Here is a 26277-nt window from a genome sequence, read left to right as displayed (position 1 = left end):
CTGTGTTACCACAGCTGTATATTTTAGTCCTTTAGGACAATCTAGTAAGTAATGAAACGAGTCCCTTCTTCCTGAAAAAGGAATTGGGGATTCTTTTGTTTTGATTCATAACTGCTTTCTTTTTCTCCATATATGACCTTAACCGCATTCGTATCCATTTATCTAAACGCCAGAAAAGTTTCTTCACATTTCCATGGCCGAAATAATTAGCCCAACCATATATTTTAGGATTTAATCTTTTTATAATTGAATCCACTTTCCAGGGCTGATTTCTCTTAGTAACTTTTCTAACTTTATCTTTGAATTTTTCTAGTGATTTCTTTCTCGGTCTTTTGTATCTCCAGGCTATGAATTCAAATCCTAAAAATACAAAACCCTCACCAAAGTTAGTTATTACTGTCTTTTCTGGATGCAGTTCTAATTTGAGTTTTTCTGTGATAATTTCTTTAACTACCTCATAAGCTCTTTTAGCTTTCCTTTTTGATTTTGTCATTACAACAAAATCATCAGCAAATCGCACCAGCTTGTACCCTCTTTCTACCATTATTTTATCGAACTCATGCAGAAAGATGTTTGCCAAAAGTGGCGATATTACACCACCCTGAGGGGTTCCTTTCTCTTTGGGTATATATTCTCCATCCTTCATGACTCCCATGGTCAGCCACGATTTTATTATTTCAATTACCCAGCCATCTGTTACTTTTTGTCTGATGAATTCTATTAAAAGCTCATGATTTATATTATCGAAAAACCCTTTAATATCTGCATCTAATACCCATTTGTATCCCTGTTCTTTGTATTCTTCTATTTTGTTTATTGCATCAATCTGCGATTTACCTTTTCTAAATCCCAAAGAACAGTCACAGAATTCTTTTTCATATATCGGCTCCAGTATTCCTCTCACTGCAGCCTGAGCTATTCTGTCTTTAACTGTGGGTATTCCAAGTGGTCGCTGTCTTCCATCACTTTTTGGGATAAATACTCTCAGTGCTGGTTTGGGTTGATACCTATCCTCTAGAAATTCTCTGTATAGTTCTCTCATATGAACTGCATAGTTTTCTTTGAATTCTACTGTATCTATTCTATCAACACCTGCACTACCACCTTTATCTAAGACATGTTTTGCGGCTGCTTTCATATTTCTAATCTTTGTTACTTTATCTTTAAGAGTGTAGTACGTTTTCTCAGTTATCTCTTTCACCAGTCCTTACTTCACGACTTACCAGTCTCTAACTCTACAGTCCAGTTAAACAGACCCTATCTTCATAATATTATCAGCCACGTTTTAGGTTCTCACCAATCGCCCCCTCTGACATATTACTACTGAGGTTATGGTGTTTCTGACCTACCACCTTTAGAATTAGATTTCTCCCTTCAGTTACAAGCCTGACCCACTGCTTTAAGCAGTGTTTAAACCATTAAAATCTATTTACCACTCCTGTATTATCTTCAACTTCGACTGCGCTGGTTGTCCTTTGCTAAACTGGCTTTATCCTCCTGCAGGTCGCCCTGCTATCTAAGGACCAGTTATCCTTGCTACTATTGACGCCATCTGAACTCTGTATCTGCTTTATCTTAGTTTTCCCGTTCAGGTTATGCCTCGACTTACTAAAACTAGTTTCAGTTTTTAGACAAATACAGAACTCCTCCGGTCAATTATTCTATCTTACTGTCATTCCAACCCTAATCACACCCGTAAATCCAGCCTAGATTGCATGGTTTTTATGCCGGCATTGAGCTTCTCCGTTACTTAGGCGAATCGCCATCTACAGATGCCACCTCTGGTTCACATTATGTTTTGGACTAACAGCACGTCTCAGACTCTTCAGATTCCACCTCGCGGTGAACACCCTGTCACTGTTGACTTCTACATGATACATGCCACAACATAGGAAGGACTTTCACCTACTATCAGAATAATTTACGGAGCACACTAAGTAAAAAAAGACGACCTTTTAAAAGGTCGTCTTTTTATCTATTATAAATTTTTAATTTATAAATCAAAAGAAAATTATTTAATACTTAACTCTTTTACCAGTAATAATAAAGATAGTCTCCTCACCAATATTAGTTGCATGATCTCCTACTCTTTCTAGAGATTTTGCTAAATTGATGTGTTGAACTATCCTTTTAATTTCTTTCCTATCCTCTTTTTGACTAATCATTTTAATTGCTTTTTGATAAATATCTCCATAAAGATTATCAGCTTTTTCGTCCATCCGACAGGCTGCTTCTGCTAAATCAGCATTCTTGGTAGAAAATGATTCTAAAACTACATCTAACATTTCTCTAACAATATCAGCTAGTTCAGGAATCATTACTAAAGGCTTCATACCACCTTCGTGCTTTAGTTCTAATAAAATTTCTGCAATATTAGTTGCCTGATCCCCTATTCTTTCTAAATCAGTAGCAATTTTGATCACTGAAATACTAAACCAGGCATCAGATGTTAAATTTTTTTCCAGAGTTAACAAACGTGCAACTTCTTCTTCAATAGTGATTAAATAATTATCTAAAACATCATCTTGCTCAATTATTTTATGTGCTTGATCATAGTTTAAATCAGCTATTGCCCTCATAACTTTCTGCAGCATTTCCTCTGCTACTTCACTCATATCACTAAGATCACCAAGAAGCTGTTCACGCTTTTTCTCATACACCTGTTCCATAGGACTCACTCTCCTCTTTTAAATTTAATAATTTAAGTTTAGCTAGTTATTAGACTCTAATTAATTATTCTTGACAAAAAACAAAAATCCTTTGTTTTTTTAAAATTAAATTTAGCTCAAAACTTCCTTAGCTGTCTCTTCAATATGTTTTACTGCATATCTAATATCTTCTAAACTTAAATCTAAATGAGTAACTGCCCTTAGTTTTCCTTCCATTCTGCTAACTCTAATTCCTTTTTTAAGTAATTCATCTGCAAATAAATCAGCTTTATTATCTTGGACAGAAAAAAGTACTATATTTGTTTCAACAGTAGTTGGATCAATTTCTAAACCTTTTTGATCAGCAATGGTCTCTGCCAGCATTTTAGCATGTTTATGATCTTCTTCTAAGCGACTCACATTATGTTCTAAAGCAAAAATCCCTCCAGCAGCAATAATACCAGCCTGCCTCATTGCTCCTCCCAATCTCTGTTTCCAAAAACGTGCTTTTTCTATAAATTCTGTAGAACCAGCTAAAACTGAGCCAACTGGAGCTCCTAATCCCTTACTTAAGTCAAACCAAATAGAATCAAAATATTGTCCATATTCAGCGGGATTAACCTCAGCTGCAACTGCAGCATTTAACATCCGAGCACCATCCATATGCATTTTTAATTTATGCTCAACAGCTACTTCTGCTATTTCTTTGATTCTAGCTAGAGGCCAAATACGCCCACCACCTAAATTAGTTGTCTGCTCGATAGAAATAACTTTTGTTTGAGGACTATGATAATCATTATCGCGAATAGCATTTTCTACTTGCTCAGCCGTGAAAATTCCACCATCTCCTGCAAGCGGTCTAATAGAAGCACCTGAGATTACCGCCAGAGCAGCACTCTCATAATGAATGGGATGAGCAGTTTGATCCATAATAATCTCATCCCCCTGCTTTGTCTGTACTGCAAAAGAAATCTGATTAGCCATTAAACCTGAGGGTAAATAAATTGCTTCATCTTGTCCCATCATTTCTGCTGCCATCCGACAGAGTCGATTAACACTAGGGTCTTCACCAAGTTGTTCATCACCAACTTCTGCTTCAGCCATAAACCTTCTCATATCAGCAGAAGGTCTTGTACTTGTGTCACTAACTAAATCAACCTTGATTTTCATTCTTAATCCCCCTCCTTAAATAGTTAAATCTCTTCTTTATAATTTAAATTATACCATAAATTTAAATTAATTAATAATTTAATCTAATTGTCTAGGATCAAGAGCATCTCTTAAAGCATCTCCTAAAAGATTAAAACTTAAAACTGTAATAATAATAGCTAAGCCGGGGAAAATAGACATCCAAGGAGCTTTGGTTAAATATTCTTGACCTCTATTTAACATTGTTCCCCAAGCAGCTGTTGGTGGTTGAATTCCTAGACCTAAGAAACTCAAACCAGCTACAACTAAAATAGAAATTCCAATTCGGAGAGTTGCTAAAACTATCAAAGATGAAATAGAATTTGGTAAAATATGTTTATATAAAATTCTTAAATCACTTGCACCTAAAGCTTTGGCTGCTGTTACATATTCTTTTTCCTTAATCTGTAAAACTATAGAACGAGTTAAACGGGAAAAATTAATTAAACCAGTCACTCCAACTGCAATTATAATATTAAAAATACCTTTACCCAAAGCAGAAATAATTGCTAAGGCTAAAAGAATAAAAGGAATTGAATTCCAAATTTCAACTAGGCGCATAATAATCATATCTATTTTCCCACCATAATAGCCAGCTAGCAACCCAAGGCTAACACCTAAACTCGCATTCACTAAAACAGCAGCAAAACCAACTCCTAGAGCAACTCTGGCCCCATAGAGAACTCTTGAAAACATATCACGACCAAAATCATCTGTACCAAACCAGTGTTCTGCAGATGGAGCCGAATATGTCATATTACTATAATCAATTGCCGTCGGAGAATAAGGAGCAATAAACGGTGCCATAAAAGCAGTATAAAAAATCAGAGCTAAAATTATAAGTGCAATTTTTCCCCCATAACTTTTATTAAACTCTTTGACCATTTTTGCATATAAATCATTTTCGCTAAAATTAAATAAAAGCTCACTTTTAAATAGCAATAATAAAAGACTAAAAATCATAATTATTGAAAAAATTGTTGCTAACTGATACTCTAAATTTCCCCAAATTTTAGACTGTACAATCCAGTTTTGATAATTAATATATAATTGAATCATTAACAATATAAATAAAACTATTTTCTTTTTCAAATCCTAACACCTCATTCCACTGCTATTTATAGCTAATCCGAGGATTAATAAAGACATAAATAATATCTACTAATAAATTCACTAAAACATAAAGCATTGATAAAACTAAAATTGATCCAAAAACTAGTGGTTGATCTCTAAATTCAACCGCTTTAACTGCTAATCTACCAACTCCAGGCCAAGCAAAAACTGATTCAATTAAAACTGCTCCTCCAAACATCATTGCTAATTGATTACCAATATTAGTAATGATCGGAATTAAAGCATTACGAAAAGCATGTTTTAAAATAATTATTTTTTCTTTAACTCCTTTAGAGCGGGCAGTAACTAAATAATCTTCTTTCATAATATCAAGCATCGATGATCTAGTTAAACGACTAGTCGAAGCTATCATAACTGTACTTAAAGAAAAAGCAGGCAAAATTAAATGTCGAAAGCCCTCTACAGTCCAAAATCTACCACCATAACCAGAGGACGGTAGTATCTTAAAATAAACAGAAAATAAATATATAAAAATAATCCCTGTAAAAAAAGCAGGTACAGAAATACCAATTGTTGCAATAAACATACTAAATAAATCAAAAAGTGAATTCTTTTTAACAGCTGCTATTACTCCAGTTGGAATTGCTATTAAAACAGCAATAATCAGAGAAAATAAACCTAACTCAATTGTAGCTGTCAGCCGACTGCTGACAATATTCATTACCTTATCACCATAATAAATAGAATCAAGCTCACCTGTCAAAAAGTTTTTAAGCATTAGAAAATAACGAACATGAAATGGTTCATTAAAACCAAATTTTTCATTTAAAGCTTGAATTGCTGCTGGAGTTGCATTTGTTCCTAACATAATTGCTGCTGGATTACCTGGCACAAGCTGCATGATCCCAAACAAGATTAAAGAGACTCCAATTACAACTGGAATTAACCACAGTATTCTTTTTACTATATAAGCAAACAAATTGTTCACCTCTTTCTAAAAAGACTATGCAGATAGTTTTAGCTATCTGCATAGTAATTTAAAATAATTATCTTAAACTATAATTTTCTAATAAATTTATTAACTAACTTCCTAATTTAGATACCTAATTAATCTTTATAAACATTTGCTGTTGGAGTAACGATTGGAATTAATAGTGGATTTCCAGGCTCAAGTTCTCTTACATCATCTTGCATCACATAAATTTGAGTTGAATGAGCAAGCGGATGGAAAACTAAATCTTCAACTAAAACTTTTCTCAAAACCTTATTATAAAGTTCTGATCTTTTTTCTTGGTCTGATATTTCTCTGGCTTCTTTTAACCACTGATCAACTTCTTGGTCTTGATAAAAAGCTCTATTTAAAGAACCATCAGATTCAAAAAAGCGATAAAGCCAGTAATCTGGATCTGGATCAGAAACAAATCTTAAAAAGAACATGCCAATTTCGCCTCTACCCAGCATATCCCACATTGTTCCAAATTCCATTGAGTTTACTTCTGCTTTGAGTCCTGCCTGTCTTAAAGCAGTTACCATAGCTTCAGCAGTTTTAACCTGTTTTGGCCTACTATTTGAAACATAAATTTCAGCTACATAATCAGGCGCTATAACCCCAGCTTTTTTTAATTCTTTAAACTTTTCAGCTGCTGCTTGTGGATTGAAACCAACAGCATTTTCTTTTAAAAATTCTCTTTCTTCAGGCCACATTGTTGGTGGGAGCATAGAATAGGCTCTCTCACCTAAAATACCAAAAATTTGAGGGATGATCTGATCAAAAGGTACAGCTTGTAATACAGCTTCTCTAAATTTACGTTCTTCTGTTGGACCCATTTCAAAATTAAAACCTAAGAAATTAATACCGGCACCAGCAGCTGATTTAACCTGATAATCAGGGTTATCAGTAAATGAATCCAGCTGTCCTACATCAAGATTAACTCCAAAATCAATGCCTCCACTCCTTAGTTCCATTGCTTGAGTTGCAGACTCAGGTATTGATCTAATAATTAATCTTTTAATATTAGGCTCTTTATCCCAATAATCTGTATAAGCTGTTAAGACCATTTGATTGCCTGTTTCCCAACTCTCCAATTTAAAAGGGCCAGCCCCAATTGGATTTCTGCCTAATTTTTCTTCCCCAACCTTTTCTGCATATTCTTTGGGAACTATACCAAAAGTCATTCCTAAAATAAAAGGTGAATAAGGTTGTTCTAAAACAAATTCAATTTTATAATCATTAATTATATTTATTTCTTTAATTGATTTAATTTTTGCTCTTAAACCTGAACCATAAGCAGGATCTAAAATTCTTTGATAAGTATATTTTACATCTTCAGCTGTTAGTTCTTGCCCATTATGAAATAAAACACCTTCTCTTAATTCAAAGGTATAGCTAAGGCCGTCATTAGAAATTGTCCAGTCTTTAGCTATTCCCGGCACAATTTTATTTGCTTTTCCATAGTCAACTAAGCCGTCAAAAATTAAAGAGGCAACACGCTCATTAACGGAAATTGTCGTTTCACCTGGATCAAGATTGCTAACCTCATCTTCAATCCCCATCACAAACTCTTTAGTATCTTTTTGAGCCTGAACAGAGCCTAAAATTGAAAAAATAAATAAAGCAACTAATAATAAAACTACAAACTTATTTTTCATTATCCTTCCCCCTTCTAATCTGCTTAATTATCATCTTTGTTTCTAGCCTGATCAACAAAGTCAACAAAGTCTTTAAATAAATTCAACTGAGTCTGATCAGCAGCTGCCATCATTTCCGGATGCCACTGAACCCCAACTAAATAAGGATAATTAGGATCCTCTAAAGCTTCTACAAAACCATCAGGGGCAACTGCAGAAACTGTTAAACCTTTACCTACCTTATCAACTGCTTGATGATGATAAGAATTAACTGCAACTTGTTCGTCACTAAAAACCTGAGCTAAACGTGTATTAGCTTTAATTTCCAGCTCATGTGTCTTATAATCCTTAGGAACCATTAAAGCCATATGCGGAATTTTACTCTCTGAACTATTACCGCAAACATCAACTTTAAGTGTACCACCATAATTAATATTAATTAGCTGAAAACCTCTGCAAATACCTAAAATAGGTTTTTTCATTTCCATTGCTAACTTTAATATTTTTAATTCCCATTGATCACGCTCAGGCGAAATATTTCCTAAATTTTTTTGAGGATATGAATTATATAAAGCTGGATCAATATCACTACCTCCAGGCAAAATAACACCATCTGCCTCTTTTAAAAATTCTTTAATATACTGATCATCATTTTTTCGGGATTCTAAATAAGGCATTACTAGTGGTATGGCTCCAGCCATACTCAATGCTTCTGAATAATCTTGGGTGACTAATGAAAACTCTACTCCTTCTAAATCATACTTTTCACCCATTTGTTCGGTTGGAATCTTAAAAGATATTATTAAAATTTTTGGGTACATATTTTTCCTCCATCCAAATTATTTTTGAATATCCACTTCTTTGCTTTAGATGGACATTTATATAAATTATATCAATCCTTAGTGATGCTGTCAACTTTATTTAATTGATTAGTACTTAGTATTTATTTTCTCTAATCAGCTGCTTTTTTCCTGCATAAATAATAATTTTTAGAGAAAATATTAATTAAAAATTATTCTGAAACTTGAGGTACCCAAATTGAATAGCCTTCTTCTGCACTAGCTTTAACCTTAAAAACAGCTTCAGCCTCTTGATCTGTGCTAATTTTTTCTGCTAAATTACCAGTATAATCATAATAAGTTGTTTCCGCTTGACCTGTATTAATTTTTTTCTCTATTATTTCTCCATTTTCATGTTGAGTAATCATCATTACCAAACCAGAGTTAGGCTTTTCCGCTTTGCCTGCTCTAATATAAGAATAAGTATTTTCATCATTTGCTTCACTTTCATATGCTGGGCCATAAGCAAATTTTTTACGAGCTGAGATTAATTTATCCAGCTGAGCTTTCAGACCGTGAATATAATAATCTTTCCAAAAAACAGAGGGAATACCCTCTTTTCTCATTAAAATATAAGCATAAGCCTGCAGCTTACGCTTAATTATAGTCTCGGTTCCATACTCATTTTTGCCGTCACGCTCTGTATCATGATTTTCGACAAAAGTAACTGCCTTTTCTTTAAAATCTGCTTGATTAACTAAACCATGATCTCCTAACCAGCGCAAATCTAAACTACCCTGCATCAGCTGGACAAAACTTTCTCTTAAAGGAAAATCGAAAACATGCAATTTAGCTTGATCAACAGTTTTTAAATAATCAATTAATCTTTCTTCTTCATTCACCCAAGCTTCACCGATAAATAATAAATCTTTATCTGTACTATTATTAACTTCTTCAATAAAATCATGGATCATGGAATTATCTACATGTTTACTAGCATCAAAACGAAAACCATCAAAATCAAGTTCATTAACTAGCCATTTACCCCATTTAATTACATCATCTCTTATTACTTGATTTTCGTAATCAATATCAGCTCCCATTAAATAATCTTCTTCATAAGAATCATCCCATTCTTTACATTTAAATAAAAATTTACCTGCTCTTTTACTTCTTTCATCCCAATCTACTCCATCAAAAACCTGCCAATTTAATTTTAAATCACTATATTTATTTTTTCGACCAGGGAAATTAAAAACTGTCCAAACTTCTGCTTGACCATCTTCTTTGAGCTCTACATTTTCTTTCGCATCAGCTCCTAAACGGTGATTTAAAACTGCATCATAAATTACTTTTAAATTATTTTGATGTAATTTTTTAATTGCTCTCTCTAATTCTGCTTTAGTTCCATATTTAGTTCTTTTAGTACCTTTTTGCTCAAATTCACCTAAATCCCAAAGATCATAAGTTCCATAACCTACATCATCAGTTCCAGCAGCTCCTTTATTTGCAGGTGGTAACCAGAGTAAATCAAAACCACTATCAGCAATTTCAGCAGCTCTTTTAGCTAATAAATTCCACAAATTTTCTTCTGCTGGATAATCTTCAGCATATTGGCCAGTATTCATTTCCCAATAAAAAGCTTGTAAGATAATAGGATTTTCCAATTTGAAACCTCCTAAAATTAAAAAAATTGAATTATCTAAAAATTAAAGTTATAAATTAAAACCCCGCCCAAAACTGGACGGGGTAAGTTGTTTTAGTTTATACAGTTTTACACTCTATAACTTTACAACGTTTTCAGCTTGTGGACCGCGGTCGCCTTCAACGATTTCGAATTCTACTTCTTGCTCGTCTTCAAGTGTTTTGAAACCTTCGTCCTCAATAGCTGAGAAATGTACAAATACATCGTCGCCATCTTCTCTTTCAATAAAGCCATAACCTTTTTTCGCATCAAACCATTTTACTGTACCTGTGTAAATCATTAATTCATTCCCCCTAGGAATAATTCTATATTTGGGGTTCGTTCATTTCAAACTTCACCCATTGCATATAATTATACCATAAGCAAAAATCCATTTCAAGGGACGAAAAGACTAAAATTTTCAATATTTAGTCTATATTTTTATGGAATTTAAACTGATCTCGACCAGATCCTTTAGCAATATAGAGAGCATTATCTGCTTTTTTAATTAAACTTTCTGCTGAATCATTACCTGATTTATTAATAGCTATCCCCATTGACACTGTAACTCCCAACTTTTTATCTTCAAAACAAACTTCTAGATTTCTTATTTTTTCCATTAAACGCTTAATTACTTGTAATAAAATTTCTTGTTCAATTATTGAAAAATAAATAACAAATTCCTCTCCTCCATAACGAGCAACAATATCTTTTTGGCGAACAGCAGATTTTAAAAGTTCTGATAATTTTTTTAAAACTTGATCTCCAGCTTGATGACCATATAAATCATTAAAATCTTTAAAATTATCGATATCCAAAATTGCTACTGAGTATTTTTCTCCATCTTTTTTTGCTAGTTCTTGGTCAAAATAAGAATGATTATACAACTTAGTCAAGCCATCTGTTACAGAAAGTTTTTTTACTTTTTGATGGTTTAAAGCATTTCTAATACTCACTCTAATTTGGTTTGCTAAAGTTCGAATAAATTTCCTTTGATTTCCATTGAATAATTGTTTATATTTTGACTGAATAGCATAGAGTACCCCTTGATAATCACCTAAATTAATTGGAATTGCAATTAAAGTTTTAATTTCTTCAATAAATTCCACCTCATTATTGATAACTATTTGATCAGCCTCAGCAATTTCTTGATAATGACCTTTTAAATAATAATAAAGTTCACTCTCTTTTTCAATATTAATACTCTGAATAGTTTTTAATTTAAAAGCTTCTTTTTTAAAAATAATGGCAGCTGACATTCCCATCGTAGCCACTATAATATCTAAAATTCGATCATAAAGTAAATCTAATTCCAGGGTTGAATACAAAAAATCAGAAGTTTGTTCTAAAGTTGAAAGACTGGCTACATTTCTTTCTAAATTTTCATATAAAATAGATTTTTTAAGATAATTAGGAATTTGTTCAATAAAAAAATGACTTTTTTTAATATCATATAAATCAAGTTCATTACTCAAAATAATCATTAAGGCTTCTATTTCTTGGTTAAGAGGGATTAAAAAAGCTTTTTTAAAACTTAAAACTTCTTTTTTAATTGTAATTTCCTCTGGTTTATTTTCCCAAAAAGAATGAAAAACATCATAAGCCTCAGCTGATAAATTTTCTTCTAAATAAATTCTAGTTAATGCTTCTTCTTTGATAATAATTCCACCACTATAATTATTATTTTCAAAAATTAGATTAAATAAATTAGCAGCTGTTTTTTCAACTTTAGTATTTCCAGTCAATTTATTTGCTTTTGTCATTTTTTTATTAATTGTTTCTAATTCAGAAACAACTTTTTTAGATAAATGAAATAAATTTTCAGTTTTGACCTGCGGCTTTTCTGTATTAAATTTAATTTTTTTATGTATTATTTCTTCTTTTTCACTTAAATACAGTACTGTATTTGTCATATTTAGAAACTGAATTTTTTGATCAACAACTCCATATTCACCATTTGTACTAAAGCCTACTTTAGGAGCAGGAATAGCTTTTATTTCTTCACTTAAATTAGAATTGATTGATTTTAAATAATTACTCCTACCAGAACAACTATAAATAAAAGCAATCTCAGGATGAAAATTAAGTTCTTCTCTTAATCTAACTGAATCCTTTAAAATTTTATTTAAGCTTCCATAAGCAATTTTAACCTTAGTCCCTTCTTCTAATTCACCCGAGAATTTAATTCCCTTGCCCACTGAATCTACAGCTGCACGAGCATTTTTAAACCCTTTATTGAAAACAAGGGGAAATTTACTAGTAGCTGCAGATGGCACTTGTTCAAATATATCTTCACCTAAAAATTCAGCATAAACTTCAAAAATATTCCGACCATCAAGCTCATAAACTATTTGATCTTCTGCTTGAGTAATTTCCATTTCCCGGCTAATACTCTCCCATCCCAAATTATAGTTCCAATGAGCTTTTAGCTGACTTCCATTTAAAATTAAAGCTAAACTACCTTTTTTAATTATTCCATCTCGATCAAAAAGATAACCCTGCTCGTTTGCTTGACCCCAAGCCGCTTGTCCTCCTGCTATCAAAATATCAGTTTGTTTTTGATTAAGTGTTTCTACAAGTTGATCACCATTGTTATATTTATCATCAGAATAAATAATAATTGCTTTAGTATCAGTTTCAATGGACTTCATTATTTTATTTGCATTTTGCTTACTTTTAGCATCTGTTTTTAACAATTTAAAGCTACTTTTTTCAAAGCAGAGAGCAGCAGCAGCTATTTCTTTTAGTTTAACTTGATTTTCATAAATAACTTCTTCTGCACTAATTCCGACTAAGGTAGAGAGCGGCAAATATCGATTAAAAGCAGATATTATTCTCTGATTTAAAATTTCAGATTTAGTAGAAAAAACCTGGACTAACTGAACTGGAGAATCTTTAAGTCTTTTAAAAAAATCAATTAACTCTTCTACGCTCTGGCATTTTTCTTTTTCTAACTGCATTTACACACCCTCCGCTAAAATACTCAAAAAAATAATAACTTCTTATATAATAACTTCTTCTAGCTTTAAAACTTATCTCCTGCAAATAATAGAAAAAGGACCATCTTAATGATAGCCCTTTTTTTAATAATATGTTATTTTTAAATCAATATTTAACTGATTTTTTAAAAAAATAGATTTTAGCTGAGCAGCTGAAATTCAAAATAATTATTGTCCATTTTTAAAAGTTTGACGATCTTTAAATTCTTCTTTTTTCCCCTTATTCCAATCAGAAAGTGGAGATAAATAACCTACAACTCGAGAATAAATTTCACATTTTTGTTTTTTTGCCATTTTAAATACCCCTTTATTAAAAAAGTTACTGTCTTCTTTTCGCCATTGAAAATAGACAGCTGCTGGCATCACTGACAGCTTTTTAAGTTTAAGCTCTAATTTGAACATCATTTAAGTATTTTTCTGCTTCTAGTCTAAATTTACTCAATTCTGAAGGAGCAAAAGTTCTACTTTGGCTCAGTTCAGCTGCTAAAGTATTTAGCGGTCTAAAATTCTGAATAAAATATTTATCTGCTCCTTTAATCTGGGCAGCTATTTTTGCTATTTCTGAAATATTATGAAGCTGTGGAACTACAGTTGTTCTAAATTCATACTTGAGATCTGAATTGATAATCATTGCCACAGATTTTTTAATTTCTGAGACAAGTTCTGCTGGAGCCACCTGCTCATAATTATTCCAACTGAATTTAATATCAACTGCCAAATAATCAATTAAATCTGCCTTGATTAATGCTTTTAATTTAAGAAAATTACTGCCATTAGTATCTAATTTAATTAATAAATTAGATTCTTCTTTTATTTTTAGCATAAATTCTTTTAAATTGGGCTGCAGCAGTGGTTCTCCACCGGTGATTGTTATTCCATCAAGCAGCTTTTCCCGCTGCTTGAGAAAGCGGAAAAAATAATCTTGCGGCATTAATTCCTCCCCTGCAGGAGTCTCAACTGGTATCAGCTGCTTGTTGTGACAGTAGGGACAATAAAAATTACATCCCTGGCAAAAAACAACTGCCGAAATTTGATCGGGAAAATCGATGACTGAAGTTTTCTGTAATCCTGCCAACTTCATTTAATTCACATCACTTTCAGTTTTAAGATTTTCTTCATTACTTTCTGCAGCTGCAGCCTCTGCCTCACATTTAGGACAGTACTCGTGCTCTCCTGCTAAATAACCATGAACAGGACAGATACTGAAAGATGGAGTTAAAGTATAGTAAGGAAGCTTAAAGTTTTCCGCAATTCTTTTAACCAGTTTTTTGGTAGCTGTAATAGAGTCTATTTTTTCTCCTAAAAATCCGTGGAAAACTGTACCCCCAGAATAAAGTGACTGTAGTTCATCCTGCAGTTCTAAAGCTGTAAAAATATCATCTGTTAAGCCTACTGGCAGCTGGGTCGAATTGGTGTAATAAGGATCTGCAGCTTCTTTTACTACCCGCTCTTGATTGGCAGCAATTATTTGATTCCCAAATTTTTCTCTATCTAGACGAGCAAAGCGATAAGCTGTACTCTCAGCCGGAGTTGCCTCCAGATTATATAAATTATCTGTTTCTTTTTGATACTGCTGCAGCCGCTCTCTCATTTTGTTCATTACTGCTTCAGCAAACTGCTGTCCCTTGGGAGTCGAAATATCTTGCCCCATAAAATTGAGCAGAGCCTCATTCATTCCATTTATTCCAATTGTATTAAAGTGATTTTTCCAGTACTGCTCAAAGCGTTTTTTAATATCTCTCAAATAAAATTTCGCATAGGGATATAATCCCTGTTCCGTTAATGTTTCTAACACTCTGCGTTTAACTTCTAAGCTTTCTTTGGCCTGATCCATCAGATAATATACTCTCTCCACAAATTCTTCTTTAGTCTCTACCTGATAACCGATCCGGGGCAGATTTAGAGTAATTACACCCAAGCTGCCTGTTAGAGGATTAGCTCCAAATAAGCCGCCACCTCTTTTGCGGAGTTCTTTGTTATCCAGTCTCAACCTGCAGCATTGATGAGTTATTATTCCATTGGGCAGCTCATAAAGATGGCGGCTGGTATCTACAGTAAAATTATATACTGTATCTGTTTTGGTACCTATTTGTCTTAGATTTTTAATTTTAACTAAATCAAAATTACTATTATCTAATTTGAAGGTATTATAATCATCTGTGAATTTTAGTTCATAACTTGTAAAAATTTCTTTGTCAGATCTATCTTGCTTAAAATATCTGGTGTTTTTATTGTTTTCTCTATATTTTAATCTTTTTCCAATAGTATTAGCAAGAGTAATTAAATCTTCAGCAAGCTTTTTATTAGTTGTGTGGAAAAGAATATTATTATTCTTATGACCATCTGTTTCATAAAGCCCATCAACAATTCCTGTTCTAAACTTTACTGAGCTATTCCAGACAAAATTATTTAATCTTTTTGTAGTCGCTTTTTTACCTCTAATGTAGTCTGTGACAAATCCAACAGCCTGTTTTCCATAAACATTAATTTTATAAATGCTGTCTGCATCAATTTTTTCAATCTTAACCTTACAGGCTATTTCATTGAAATAATTTTTTATTTCATTAACAATATCTTTTCTATTGCTATTTATGGCAAAACAAATTTCCCCTTGACTATGATAATTTATCCACCCTTTTCCAAGATAATAACCCAAAATCTTACCAGATTTATAGTTTCCTATAAAACTTTGACTATAAGCTTTTTTTGATAACAAAAATTCATCTCCAACTAAGAGATCCTGACTTTCAACTTCTTTAAACTCACCATTTCTTACAACTGCACATTTGTGTTCATATGAAAAACTTTGTTTATATCCATTTTCCAATTCTATATTTATATAAGTAGAATAGTTTTGATAAGGTACTTCAAACATATCAATAATATCAACAAATTTTCCATCCATTAACATTTTATAATCTGGTTTTTTGTTTTTTGGTGCTTCAATCCAATTATTGACAAGCTCTCTTATTTCATTCTTTGCGATATTACCGTGTTGATTTTTATAAATAACTTCCTGAGCACCAAGTATTGCCATACTCCTTGCATCTTCAGGATCCATATCGGAATTGATAAAATTGGAAAAATATGGTATCCCAAATTTAGCTGTCATCTCCCAGACAGGATCCAGCTTTTCATTTTCCCACTCAAAATCTTCAGTTATATTATAAGTAGGGATTGGAAATGAAAACATTCTCCCTTTAGCATCACCTTCCATCATTAGCTCAGCAAAGGCACGGTTTAACATTTCCATTTCTGGCTGAAATTCTCCATAGCACCTTTTTTGATACTGACCGCCAATTATAACAGGTTTATTTTTAAGATAGCTTGGCACTTTAAGATCCATCGTTATATTTGTAAAAGGACTCTGAAATCCAACTCTTGTGGGAACATTCATATTAAATAAAAACTCCTGCATAGCCTGCTTAACTTCTTTATAATTAAGCCCATCATAGGCTATAAATGGAGCCAGATAGGTATCAAAATTGGAGAAGGCCTGAGCACCTGAACTCTCTCCCTGTAATGTATACAAAAAGTTTACAATTTGTCCCAGGGCTGTTTTTAAGTGTTTAGGGGCTCTACTTTCAATTTTAGTTTGAACTCCTCTAAACCCAGTTCGCAAAAGATCCTCTAAGTCCCAACCACAACAATAAACACTTAAATTACTCAAATCATGAATATGTAAATCACCACTATTATGTAATTCTGCCGCTTTTTGGGGGTAAATTTCCTGCAACCAATACTGACTAGTCACCTCTGAAGCAATATAATTATTTAAACCCTGCAGAGAATAACTCATATTTGAATTTTCATTTACCTTCCAATCACTACGATCTAAATAATCATCCATGATATTTACAGCATCTGCCAAAAGCTTTTTACTATTTCTAAATTTACTGTGCTGTTCGCGATAAAGAATATATGCTTTTGCAATTTCTGCATAACCTTTTTCAATTAATACCTTTTCAACTAAATCCTGAATCTGCTCAACTTCTACCAAATTATTATTTTCATTTTCAAAGAAAATTTTTAAATAAGCTAAAACCTCAGCTGCTATTTTTACAGCAATTTGGCCCTCGTTTCTGCCAACTGAAGCTGCAGCTTTGTTAACTGCCTTTTCAATTTTATTTAATTTAAACTTTACTTGCTGACCATTTCTTTTGCGTACATAAACTAAACTCATTAATTGCCTCCTGTTTTTTAAATTTTCGCCTTTAATTTTAAAATTCGGGAGCAAATAAAAAAATCCCCTTCGCTTGTTTTTCACGAAAGGGATTAATATTCAAATTAGTTGTCAGAATTTTATTTAAAATTAACAGCTTATTAACTAAAAATATAAATAAGCTAAATTACTTTAAATAAATCTCTTCAACACCCCCTCATAACCCGTGAGTTAATGGCGTTAACAAATAAAGGCAGGTCTTCCGGCTTGGTTCAATTTAATAATTAGCCTTCCCAGTTTCCCAGTGGCAATTTTAATTATTGTTAAACCTTACGGCGGCGGGACCGCAGAGGCATCTAACCTCTTTCCCATTTTAATCCAATTATTAACTTTACTTAAAACAGAAAGCTAATAACTGCAACCTTTATCTTAATATTATTCAATTTTGCTTAAATATTTAAATTTCATTTTAAGCTTGAATTTATTGTAATATATTTAGCTCAAAATAACAAGGGCCTTTAAAGCCTGCTAAAAAGCAAATATCAACTCCAGCTACTTTAATTATCAAATATCAGAATATTACTCACTTTTTGAAATCAAGCCCATAATTCTAACTATTTCTTCCTTTAATTAAAACAGAAATAAAATAGAAAAGAGCTGCTGTAATAATTATTACAGCTCCAGAAGGTAAATCAAAATAATAAGAAAAAGTTAAACCACTAAAACTAAAAATAAAACCAAAGAGAATAGCTAAAGCCATAATTTTTTTCAAATTATCAGTATATAAACGAGCTGCTGCAGGTGGTGCAGTCAAAAGAGCTATGACAAGTACTATCCCCACAACTCTAATCAAAATAACTATTGCTAAAGCGATCATAATAAATAAAAAATTCTCTAAAAGAACAGAATTAACTCCCAAAACTCTCAAAAATTCTTCATCAAATAAATATGCTTTCCAATAATTAAAAAGGCTAGTAATTGCCAGGAGTATAAAAATAGTTAAGGCTGCCATTAACCAGATATCCATTTTTCTAACTGTTAGAATATCACCAAATAAATAAGAAGAGATATCAGGTGGATAACCTGGGGTAAAACCGATAAATAAAACCCCTAATGACATTCCTAAAGACCAAAACATTCCAACTAATGTATCTGAACCTGTACCAATTTTCCGCCTAATTCTAGCTATGGCCAAGGAAGCCGCAATTGCAAAAGTAAAGGCCCCATAAATTGGTTCAATATTTAAAAGGTAGCCCAGGCCAATCCCGCCAAAAGAAGTATGAGCGATACCACCACTTAACATCACTAATTTTTTTTCAACAACAATTGTTCCAATCAAACCACACACTATACTGGCTAAAATTCCAGCAAAAAAAGCATTTTGCATAAATTGATAATTAAAAATTGCCTTAATCATTATTTACCTCCTCTCCATGAGGAGCAAAAACATGGTGTGGATGACCATGAGCAATTAAATCGACTGGACAGCCAAAAACTTGTTCAGTAGTTTCTTGGTCTAAATGTTTATCTCCATGGTGATATAATTTTTGATTTAAACAAGCTAAAGTATCAAAATAAGAAGAAACTGCAGCCATATCGTGAGTCACTACAATGATTGTTTTATTTTGATTTAACTTTTTCAGCAGCTTATAAATTTCTGCAGTTGAACTAGCATCTACATTTGCTGTTGGTTCATCTAAAAGTAAAATTTCTGGCTCTACTGCCAAAGCACGGGCAATTAAAACCCGCTGCAGTTGACCACCCGAGAGTTTACCAATCTGTCTATCCTTTAACTCAAATAAATTTAATTCTTTTAAGACTGATTCAGCCTGTTTTAAATCCTTTTTTTGATAGCTGTGAAAAAACTTTAACTTACCCTCAAGTCTGGCCATTAAGACCACATCTAAAACACTAATTGGAAAATTCCGGTCAAAATTAGAAATCTGTGGTACATAACCAATTTTATCAGCAGCTTGAGCTAAAGAATTACCAAAAATTTTAACTTCCCCTTTTTCAGTTTCAATTAAACCCAAAACCACTTTTAAAAGAGTAGTCTTGCCACCACCATTAGGACCAATAATCCCTAAAAAAGAACCCTCGCTAACTTTCAAGTCAATATTTGTCAAAGCAGCTAAAGAGCCATATTTAACTGACACATTGTTTAATTCAACCGCATAATCCACTAATTATCAGCTCTTTCTGCAAGCACAGCTGCTATTTTTTGGGCCATCAATTTTAAATTTTCACTATAATTTTTAGCCAAAGGATCAAGCTCAACCCGCTTTCCAGCTAATTCTTCTGCTACAGCTCTTGTTTTATTACTATCAATTTCTGCCTGATGAAAAACTGTTTTTATCTGCTGACTTTTAGCTAATTCAATAATTTGCTCTAAATAGCGAGGCCCTGGTTCTTTACCAGCCTCTTCAATAGCAATCATTTCTAAATCATAATGATCCACAAAATAGCCAAAGGCAGGATGGTAAACAAGTATTTTTTGGCCCTGATAAGAAGCTAATAGCTTTTTATTTGCTTGATCAATCTGATTAATTTTTTCTAAATAATTTTTAGTATTTTGCTTAAATTCTAATTCATATTCTGGCAAAATATTAATTAAATGATCTCTAATTAATTTAACCATCATTTGGGCTCTAGCTGGAGAAAGCCAAATGTGGGGATCACGTCCTCCTGCATGACTATGACCATGATCAGCGTGAATATGATCAGCATTTTCTTCACTCTCTGGCTCACCAAAATAGTGATGAGGATATTTACTTTCAATTTCCTGAAAAAGCTTTACAATTTTTAAATTATCTCTAGCCTCTGCTCTTGGTAAAATATTTTGGATATCTGCTGGAACTCCGATAGAAAAATAAATACTTGCCTGATCAAAAGCCCTCATCTCAGCTGGAGAAGGAGCATAATTAGAAGGGCTAAAACCTTGTGGAATCATTTCTATAACCTCTACTCTATCTCCAGCCACAGCTTTTACCATTTCGATTTGTGGTAAAATAGTCACTGCAACTACAGTATCTCCAGCTGCACTTACTGCCCCAGCACCAACAAATAGAAAAATTATAATCATCATAAACGAAAATATTTTTTGTTTTAATTTCAATTCTCTCACCTCTTTAAATTATTGTTCTAATTAATAATTGAAGCACTCCAAAAACTCCCCCAAACCAGCCGTATTCTTTTAAATGATTAAAATATTTACCAGCAAAATCATTAAAAAGACTTTCTATTTCAGCTGGATCCATTTTTCTAACCTCAGCGGCTGTTAAATTCTTTAATTCTAAGCTCTGGAGTAAAGCCTCTGAATTATTTTTAAAACTGTCAATCCCAGCTTCTATAAATAAAATCAGCAGATCTTCTAAACTATCTCTATCCATTTTTCTTGCTATTTTTTGAACTAATTTAGAAATTTCAGCTGTTGAATATTCGTGAAACCAGCTTGTAAAAGCTTCTGTTTCTAATAAATCTGCACCATTTTTTTTAAGTTCAGCCAATAAATCACTCTTTAAATTTTCATTTTCTATTAATTTTAAATTATTAACTAATAACTTGATTTCTTTAGTCAATATTTCTAAATCAAGTTTTTCTAATAAATTTCTAATTTCAGCTGCCAAATTTTTGGCTGTCAATAGATCTTTAATTAAAAGCAAAAGTTGCAATTTTTGTTCTAAACTTAGCTGTTCTTGAATTAGATATTCTACTGCCTCTGCTTGCAGTTCAAAATTAAGTGCCAATAAATCTTTTCTATCTTCTTTTAAAATTAATTCAATTAAGTCTGCTATAAGATCATCACTTAAATAAAGAACTTCTTTTAACAGCTTTGCACCTTTTTCAGAAGCAAAAAAACTTGCTAAAAGTTGAGTTAAATTAAAATTAGTTTCTAAATTCAAATCTTTTTGAGCCAGATTTTCTAATAATTTAAAATAATGACTCTCTAATTTTTCTCTTTTTTGTTCAAAATAATTATTTTTTAGTTTAGCAAAAACTCTAGCTACCACAGAATTTACAAACTGATCCAAATCAGCCATGTAAATGGCACCAGAAATCATTGTATTTTTAAGCAAACCACCCTTTTTTTCTTTTTCCTTTTCTATAATTTCATCTTTTTTAAAGTTAATGGCTTTTGCTAAATCAGCTTCTTTTTGCCACAGCAAATCTAGACCTTGATCAAGATAAAGTTTAGAATCTTGTTTTAAAATATCTAAAACATAATCTTTTAACTTAAAATTAATTTCTTTATTTAATAAACTAGGCAAAATAAATCTAAATAAAGGATAAAGTTCTTTATTTGCGATGATTTTCTTTAGCTGCAGCGAATTAAGTTCAAAACTATAACTACCTGTTAAAGAGTTTATTAGTTTATCTAAACTAAATTGAGAAGTTAAAAAATAATTTAATTCTACTAAAGAATTATTTTCTGCTTTTAAATAACTTTTGATTTCAGTTTCAAAATCTAAGTCATCTACTTTTTCAACTAATAATTTCTCTAATCTTTTTTCAACTTTAGAAACTAAATTTTCAAAGTCACTGTTATCTGAGTGCTTTAATAATTGTTTCATTTTTTTGATTAAAGCTGCTGCTAATAGATCTTTTTTTGAGTTAATTAAATTAAATAATTGTTGATAATCTTTAGCTGCAAAATAAGCTAAAATTCTACTTTTAATCGCTTCCCGATTATTTTCTATAATTTCAGCTGCTGTTTCAGCTTGTAATAATTCTTTTTCTACAAATTTCCCCATCGAATCAGCAAAACGACTTCTATTTTTGGCAACAACTCCTGGGGTAAAAGGTATTTTAGCACCTAGAATATTATATTCTTGATAAGGATGAAAAATCATCCAAATTGCTAAAACATTTGTTAACCAACCTACACCACCATACAAAAGAGCTGAGCTCAAATACTCAAGCCAAAGTGGGGCTGACTGTAAAATAGCCATTTCGGCTCCACTAGCTGAAAATATAATTCCAGCTAAAGCTCCTAATAAAGCTCCCAAATAAGTAATAGGCTTTAATTCTTTACCCATAAAATCTTCTATAGCTTTTTGGACTTCTTGATCAGAAAGCTGATTTAGATTAGCTGCTGCTGCCTTTGCAACTTGACCTTCTAAAAGCTCAGGTAAATTATTATAAAAGAAAGTAGTAATGGATTCAGTTAAATCTGCAACAGAACCTGGCTGATTTGGTACTAGTTGGACAATGGATTCAACTTTTTTAGAACCGATTTTATCAACTTGACTCTTAAAATGATTTTCTACTTCAGTTTCTAATTCAGATTGTGATTTTTGAAATTCTTTGCTTAAAATCTCAAAGAAATTTTGATTAAGAAAAGCTGCAAAATCTTTTAAAAAGCTATCTTTTTCTAATAAAAATTCAGCTAAAGGCTTTACTAAATTATTTTTATCTGCTTTAATTTGCTCTGATTTAACAAATGTTTTTAATTTTAAACTCATTAAATAATCAATTAAAACTTCTACTGCCTGAGGATCATCACTAATTTGGGAAGCAAAATTCAAGCTGAGTGTAAGTAATTTATCTGTTAATTTTTTTTGTTCAAAGAGATCAGCACTAAAGATCTCAGTCAATCTTTGATTATTATTTTCGGCATAGAAATCAAAGAATAATTGTTCTAGCTTTAAGGACAAACTATCTAAATCAACTTGGTCTAAAAATCTATTTATATTAATATTTTTGATTTTTTCAAACAAATTTTCGACCAATTTTTGCTGGTCAGATTTTATTTTGCTTTTAAGATAAGTTTGCAGATGAGTAATTGGTAAACCATATTCTTCTATATTTTCTTTATATTTACTATAAATCCCTTGGCGGCTCATAGCTTGAAAACCACTACTAGCTTCGATTTCTGCCTCTACGGCTGTCAAAATTAGTTGATTTAAATTTTCACTTTCCGAATCAACAAAAGCTAAAATTTCTTTCGTTCCTGCCTTAGTCAAAACTGCTAAATCAGCTCTAAAGTCATTTTTAATTCCCTCTGTCATTAAATCTGCTAAACAGATTTCAGAATTCTGAATTTCTATTTTCAAATTAACCAGTATTTCTTTAATAAGCTTAGAAATTTCAGCTTCAGCAGTAATTTCTTTTAACTCAGCCTCAGATTTAATTAAATCTGATAATCTTAAAGCTTGAATTTGTTCGATTAGCTCGCGCCCAGTTTGATCTAATTTAAATAAATCTTTTAGTTTTGTTAATAATTCTTTTTTGCTGCTATTTTGCAGCTTACTTTGATTTATTTGTAAATAATTTATTAAATTTTTCATAATTTCTTTAAGCTCTAAATAAATATTTTGATCAATTAAATCTCTGAGACTTTGCTCCTGCAGCTGTTGAACAAAATTAAGCATTATTTTTTCTAAACTTGAATTTGAGCAAGCTTTTTTAACAAACAAATTTTTAGCTTCTACTAATAATTGCTGCTGTTTTGATTCAGATATTATTTCTTTTAATTCCTTTTCTTCTAATTTCTTAGCAGTTTTAATTGCAGCTTCAGCTGAACTTTTACTAGCAGCCTCGGCTAAAAATTCATAGTTTTTCTCAAAACCACTAATCTCAGCCAATTTTAATTTTTGACTATGTTTAACTAAATAAATATTTAAAAAATCAGCTGTTGTCTGCTTAAAATTTGTTTGAAAAGCTGGAGCTGAAAATTGAGCTGCTAAAGTTTGGTGATTAATTAAATCTTTTTCTACTAGTTTTGAAATACTTTCAATAAATTCAGTTTTGGTTTTAACTACCACTCCCCCAAGTGGGCCGTACTCCTTAAAAATCATTTTTAATGCCAGATTATTTGTTAAATAGCCAGTAACTGCTCCTGTTCCTGCTGCTGAAATAATTGCTAAAAGATCTAAAGCCATTTTTTACTCTTAAAATAAATTAATTGAATAACTGCAATCACAAGCATCAAAAACATAATAGCAGGATAGGCAATTTCATGTTCTAATTCTGGCATATAGCTAAAGTTCATTCCATAAACTCCAGCAATAAAAGTTAGGGGAATAAAAATTGTAGAAATAACTGTTAAAAATTGCATTACTTCATTCATTTTATTACTTTTATTGGATAAATAAATATCTAACATACTTGCTAACATATCACGACTAAAATCAATTTCGTCCATTAATTGATTTATATGATCATAAACATCTCTTAAATAATAATCTGTCTCTTCTTTTAATAAAGGTGAGTCAACCCTATAAAGATTACCAAACATTGTACTTAAAGGCCAGATTGTTTTTCTTAAAAAAACCATTTCTTGTTTTAAATTCTGAATGATTTCTAAAGTATCAGGGCCAGTCTGAGATGCTATAACTAAATCATCAAGTTCTTCTAAAACTTCTTCATTTCTTTCTAAAATATAAAAATAGTTATCAACTATAGCATCTAATAAAGCGTAAAATAAATAATCAGCTTCTTTTTTTCTAATTTGCCCTTTTTTTTGAGCAATTCTAGTTCTTACATTTTCAAAATCATCACCACCTGCTTCTTGAAAAGTAATAACTGTATTCTCTAATAAAATTAAACTAACCTGTTCTGACTGAATATAATCACCCTTATAACTTAGCATATCTAAAATTGTGATCAAATAATTATCAAATTCTTCTTTTTTAGGACGCTGACGAGTATTAGTAATATCTTCTAAAGTCAGAGGATGTAAATTAATTAATTCTCCTAATTCTTTAACTAATTCAACATCATGAATTCCATTAATATTAATCCAATTAACAAATTCAGAATCTATTAATTCTAAACTTAGCTTCTCTACACTTTTTTGCTTAAACTCATCTTCTTGAAATTGAATTAAATCAATTTTAGCTTCTACTTGTTTTTCAATCCCATTTAAAGTTCCTGGACTATGCCCAATTTCACTTGATTTAACTCGAGAAAATCTTCTCATTTGTGTCCTCCTTTTTAGAATCTAATTATAGTTTTAAAATTCTTTTTTCACTCCTAAGATTTTGATTATTTTAAATAATTATTATTTTATATCCACAATTTGTGGATAACTTGTTAGTAAATACCTGGATTAGTCCACAATATTTGTTGATTAATTGTTAATAGTTGTGGATAAAACACCTGTTTTGTGATTAACTTGTGGATAAGTTTGGCTTAAAACCTAGTTATCCACTTTATTTTTAATTAATTTTTCAGCTGTGATGAATAGAATATGGATCAACATGAACTAATACATCTTTAACAGAATCACTTTTTTCTATTATTTCGTTTTCAACTTTAGAAGCAATTTTATGGCCTTCAAAAACTGATAATTGATCTTGAACCACTATTTTTAAATCCACAATATAACTTGGGCCATAACTTCTTAATTTCAGATCATGAATTTCAATGACTCCAGCAATTGAATTAGCTATTGCTCCAATTTCATCTACTTTTTCGAGTTCAGGTCGACCATCCATTAATTCATAAGCTGTATCTCTCATTATCTCATAGCCAACTTTTAAAATTAAAAAAGCAACAACTAAACCAGCTAAGGGATCTAAAAATTCGTAACCTAATCTAGCCCCTCCAATTCCAATTAAAGCTGCAATCGAAGATAAAGCATCTGAACGGTGATGATGAGCATCAGCAATTAAACCTCTGCTATTTATTTCACGACCTATTTTAATTGTAAAACGATACAATAATTCTTTAACCACTATAGAAATAAAAGCTGCTGCTAAAGCCCAAGGTCCTGGTCTAGCTAGTTTACCACTCAAAATCCGTAGAAATGCATCTCTACCCAAGAAAACAGCTGTTAAAATTAAAATTACTGCTAAAATATTAGTTCCTAAAGCCTCCGCTTTTTCGTGACCATAAGGATGGTTCTTATCAGCAGGAGTTTCCGAAAATTTAATACTAATCATCACTATAATTGTAGATGCCATATCAGAAACAGAATGAAAACCATCAGCTATTAAAGCTGTACTACTGGCTAAAAAACCAATCAAAATTTTCATGATAGCCAGTACAGTATTACTTATCAGGCTGATTATAGAGATCTTTTTTCCCTGCTCATAGCGTATATTTTCTTTTTCCATTTTTAAACCTCCAAACTTTAATTCTTTAGTTTTAAATCTAAGATTAAGTATATCAA

The 26277-nt window shown here is 31.7% G+C and carries 18 protein-coding genes, 1 pseudogene and 1 riboswitch; all 19 genes and pseudogenes read right to left on the bottom strand.

Annotated elements, in window-relative coordinates; genetic code table 11:
- Nucleotides 1-31 precede the first annotated feature (31 nt).
- The gene (gene ltrA / locus HPRAE_RS01065) at nt 32-1201 is read right to left on the bottom strand and encodes a group II intron reverse transcriptase/maturase (protein WP_014552398.1); all 1170 of its coding nucleotides are present in this window, start codon (nt 1199-1201) and stop codon (nt 32-34) included.
- An 814-nt stretch (nt 1202-2015) separates the two neighbouring features.
- The gene (gene phoU / locus HPRAE_RS01060) at nt 2016-2669 is read right to left on the bottom strand and encodes a phosphate signaling complex protein PhoU (RefSeq protein ID WP_014552397.1); all 654 of its coding nucleotides are present in this window, start codon (nt 2667-2669) and stop codon (nt 2016-2018) included.
- Nucleotides 2670-2780: 111 nt separating this feature from the next.
- Nucleotides 2781-3818: a threonine aldolase family protein gene (locus HPRAE_RS01055; RefSeq protein ID WP_014552396.1), complete on the bottom strand. Its 1038-nt coding sequence runs from the start codon at nt 3816-3818 to the stop codon at nt 2781-2783.
- Between the two features lie 78 nt (nt 3819-3896).
- Nucleotides 3897-4928, bottom strand: a complete 1032-nt coding sequence (locus HPRAE_RS01050; RefSeq protein WP_014552395.1) for an ABC transporter permease — start codon at nt 4926-4928, stop codon at nt 3897-3899.
- 22 nt (nt 4929-4950) lie between these two features.
- On the bottom strand, nt 4951-5898 hold the full coding sequence (locus HPRAE_RS01045; protein WP_245528271.1) for an ABC transporter permease: 948 nt from the start codon (nt 5896-5898) through the stop codon (nt 4951-4953).
- A gap of 119 nt (nt 5899-6017) precedes the next feature.
- Nucleotides 6018-7559: an ABC transporter substrate-binding protein gene (locus tag HPRAE_RS01040; protein WP_014552393.1), complete on the bottom strand. Its 1542-nt coding sequence runs from the start codon at nt 7557-7559 to the stop codon at nt 6018-6020.
- Between the two features lie 23 nt (nt 7560-7582).
- Nucleotides 7583-8359, bottom strand: a complete 777-nt coding sequence (locus tag HPRAE_RS01035; protein ID WP_014552392.1) for a gamma-glutamyl-gamma-aminobutyrate hydrolase family protein — start codon at nt 8357-8359, stop codon at nt 7583-7585.
- Between the two features lie 191 nt (nt 8360-8550).
- Nucleotides 8551-9984 (bottom strand): alpha-amylase, encoded by a 1434-nt coding sequence (locus HPRAE_RS01030; protein WP_014552391.1) that lies wholly within the window; start codon nt 9982-9984, stop codon nt 8551-8553.
- A 114-nt stretch (nt 9985-10098) separates the two neighbouring features.
- Nucleotides 10099-10302 carry a cold shock domain-containing protein gene (locus HPRAE_RS01025; RefSeq protein WP_014552390.1) on the bottom strand — a complete coding sequence of 68 codons (204 nt, stop codon included), beginning with the start codon at nt 10300-10302 and terminating at the stop codon, nt 10099-10101.
- Nucleotides 10303-10429: 127 nt separating this feature from the next.
- Complete coding sequence (locus tag HPRAE_RS01020; RefSeq protein ID WP_014552389.1) at nt 10430-12961, bottom strand: diguanylate cyclase; 2532 nt, start codon at nt 12959-12961, stop codon at nt 10430-10432.
- Between the two features lie 207 nt (nt 12962-13168).
- Nucleotides 13169-13282, bottom strand: a pseudogene (gene nrdD, locus HPRAE_RS11105) (anaerobic ribonucleoside-triphosphate reductase); the annotation flags it as partial.
- 100 nt (nt 13283-13382) lie between these two features.
- Entirely contained in the window at nt 13383-14081 is a 699-nt protein-coding gene (locus HPRAE_RS01010; protein WP_014552387.1) for an anaerobic ribonucleoside-triphosphate reductase activating protein, read from the bottom strand.
- Entirely contained in the window at nt 14082-17183 is a 3102-nt protein-coding gene (locus tag HPRAE_RS11245; RefSeq protein WP_014552386.1) for a ribonucleoside triphosphate reductase, read from the bottom strand.
- A gap of 214 nt (nt 17184-17397) precedes the next feature.
- Nucleotides 17398-17599: riboswitch (cobalamin riboswitch) on the bottom strand.
- A 173-nt stretch (nt 17600-17772) separates the two neighbouring features.
- Complete coding sequence (locus HPRAE_RS00995) at nt 17773-18579, bottom strand: metal ABC transporter permease (RefSeq protein WP_014552385.1); 807 nt, start codon at nt 18577-18579, stop codon at nt 17773-17775.
- Entirely contained in the window at nt 18572-19345 is a 774-nt protein-coding gene (locus HPRAE_RS00990; protein ID WP_014552384.1) for a metal ABC transporter ATP-binding protein, read from the bottom strand. The genes HPRAE_RS00995 and HPRAE_RS00990 overlap by 8 nt, the downstream gene beginning before the upstream one ends.
- The gene (locus HPRAE_RS00985) at nt 19345-20286 is read right to left on the bottom strand and encodes a metal ABC transporter solute-binding protein, Zn/Mn family (RefSeq protein ID WP_425357537.1); all 942 of its coding nucleotides are present in this window, start codon (nt 20284-20286) and stop codon (nt 19345-19347) included. The genes HPRAE_RS00990 and HPRAE_RS00985 overlap by 1 nt, the downstream gene beginning before the upstream one ends.
- A 4-nt stretch (nt 20287-20290) precedes the next feature.
- A complete protein-coding gene (locus HPRAE_RS00980) occupies nt 20291-24043 on the bottom strand; it encodes a DUF445 family protein (protein WP_014552382.1) in 3753 nt (1250 codons plus the stop codon).
- The gene (gene corA, locus HPRAE_RS00975; protein ID WP_014552381.1) at nt 24034-25083 is read right to left on the bottom strand and encodes a magnesium/cobalt transporter CorA; all 1050 of its coding nucleotides are present in this window, start codon (nt 25081-25083) and stop codon (nt 24034-24036) included. The genes HPRAE_RS00980 and corA overlap by 10 nt, the downstream gene beginning before the upstream one ends.
- A 250-nt stretch (nt 25084-25333) precedes the next feature.
- The gene (locus tag HPRAE_RS00970) at nt 25334-26221 is read right to left on the bottom strand and encodes a cation diffusion facilitator family transporter (RefSeq protein ID WP_014552380.1); all 888 of its coding nucleotides are present in this window, start codon (nt 26219-26221) and stop codon (nt 25334-25336) included.
- Between the last annotated feature and the right edge of the window lie 56 nt (nt 26222-26277).

The organism is Halanaerobium praevalens DSM 2228 (genome assembly GCF_000165465.1).
Lineage (GTDB): Bacteria > Bacillota > Halanaerobiia > Halanaerobiales > Halanaerobiaceae > Halanaerobium > Halanaerobium praevalens.
Note: the sequence above shows the minus strand (reverse complement) of the source record. Positions and strands in the feature narration are given on the sequence as shown.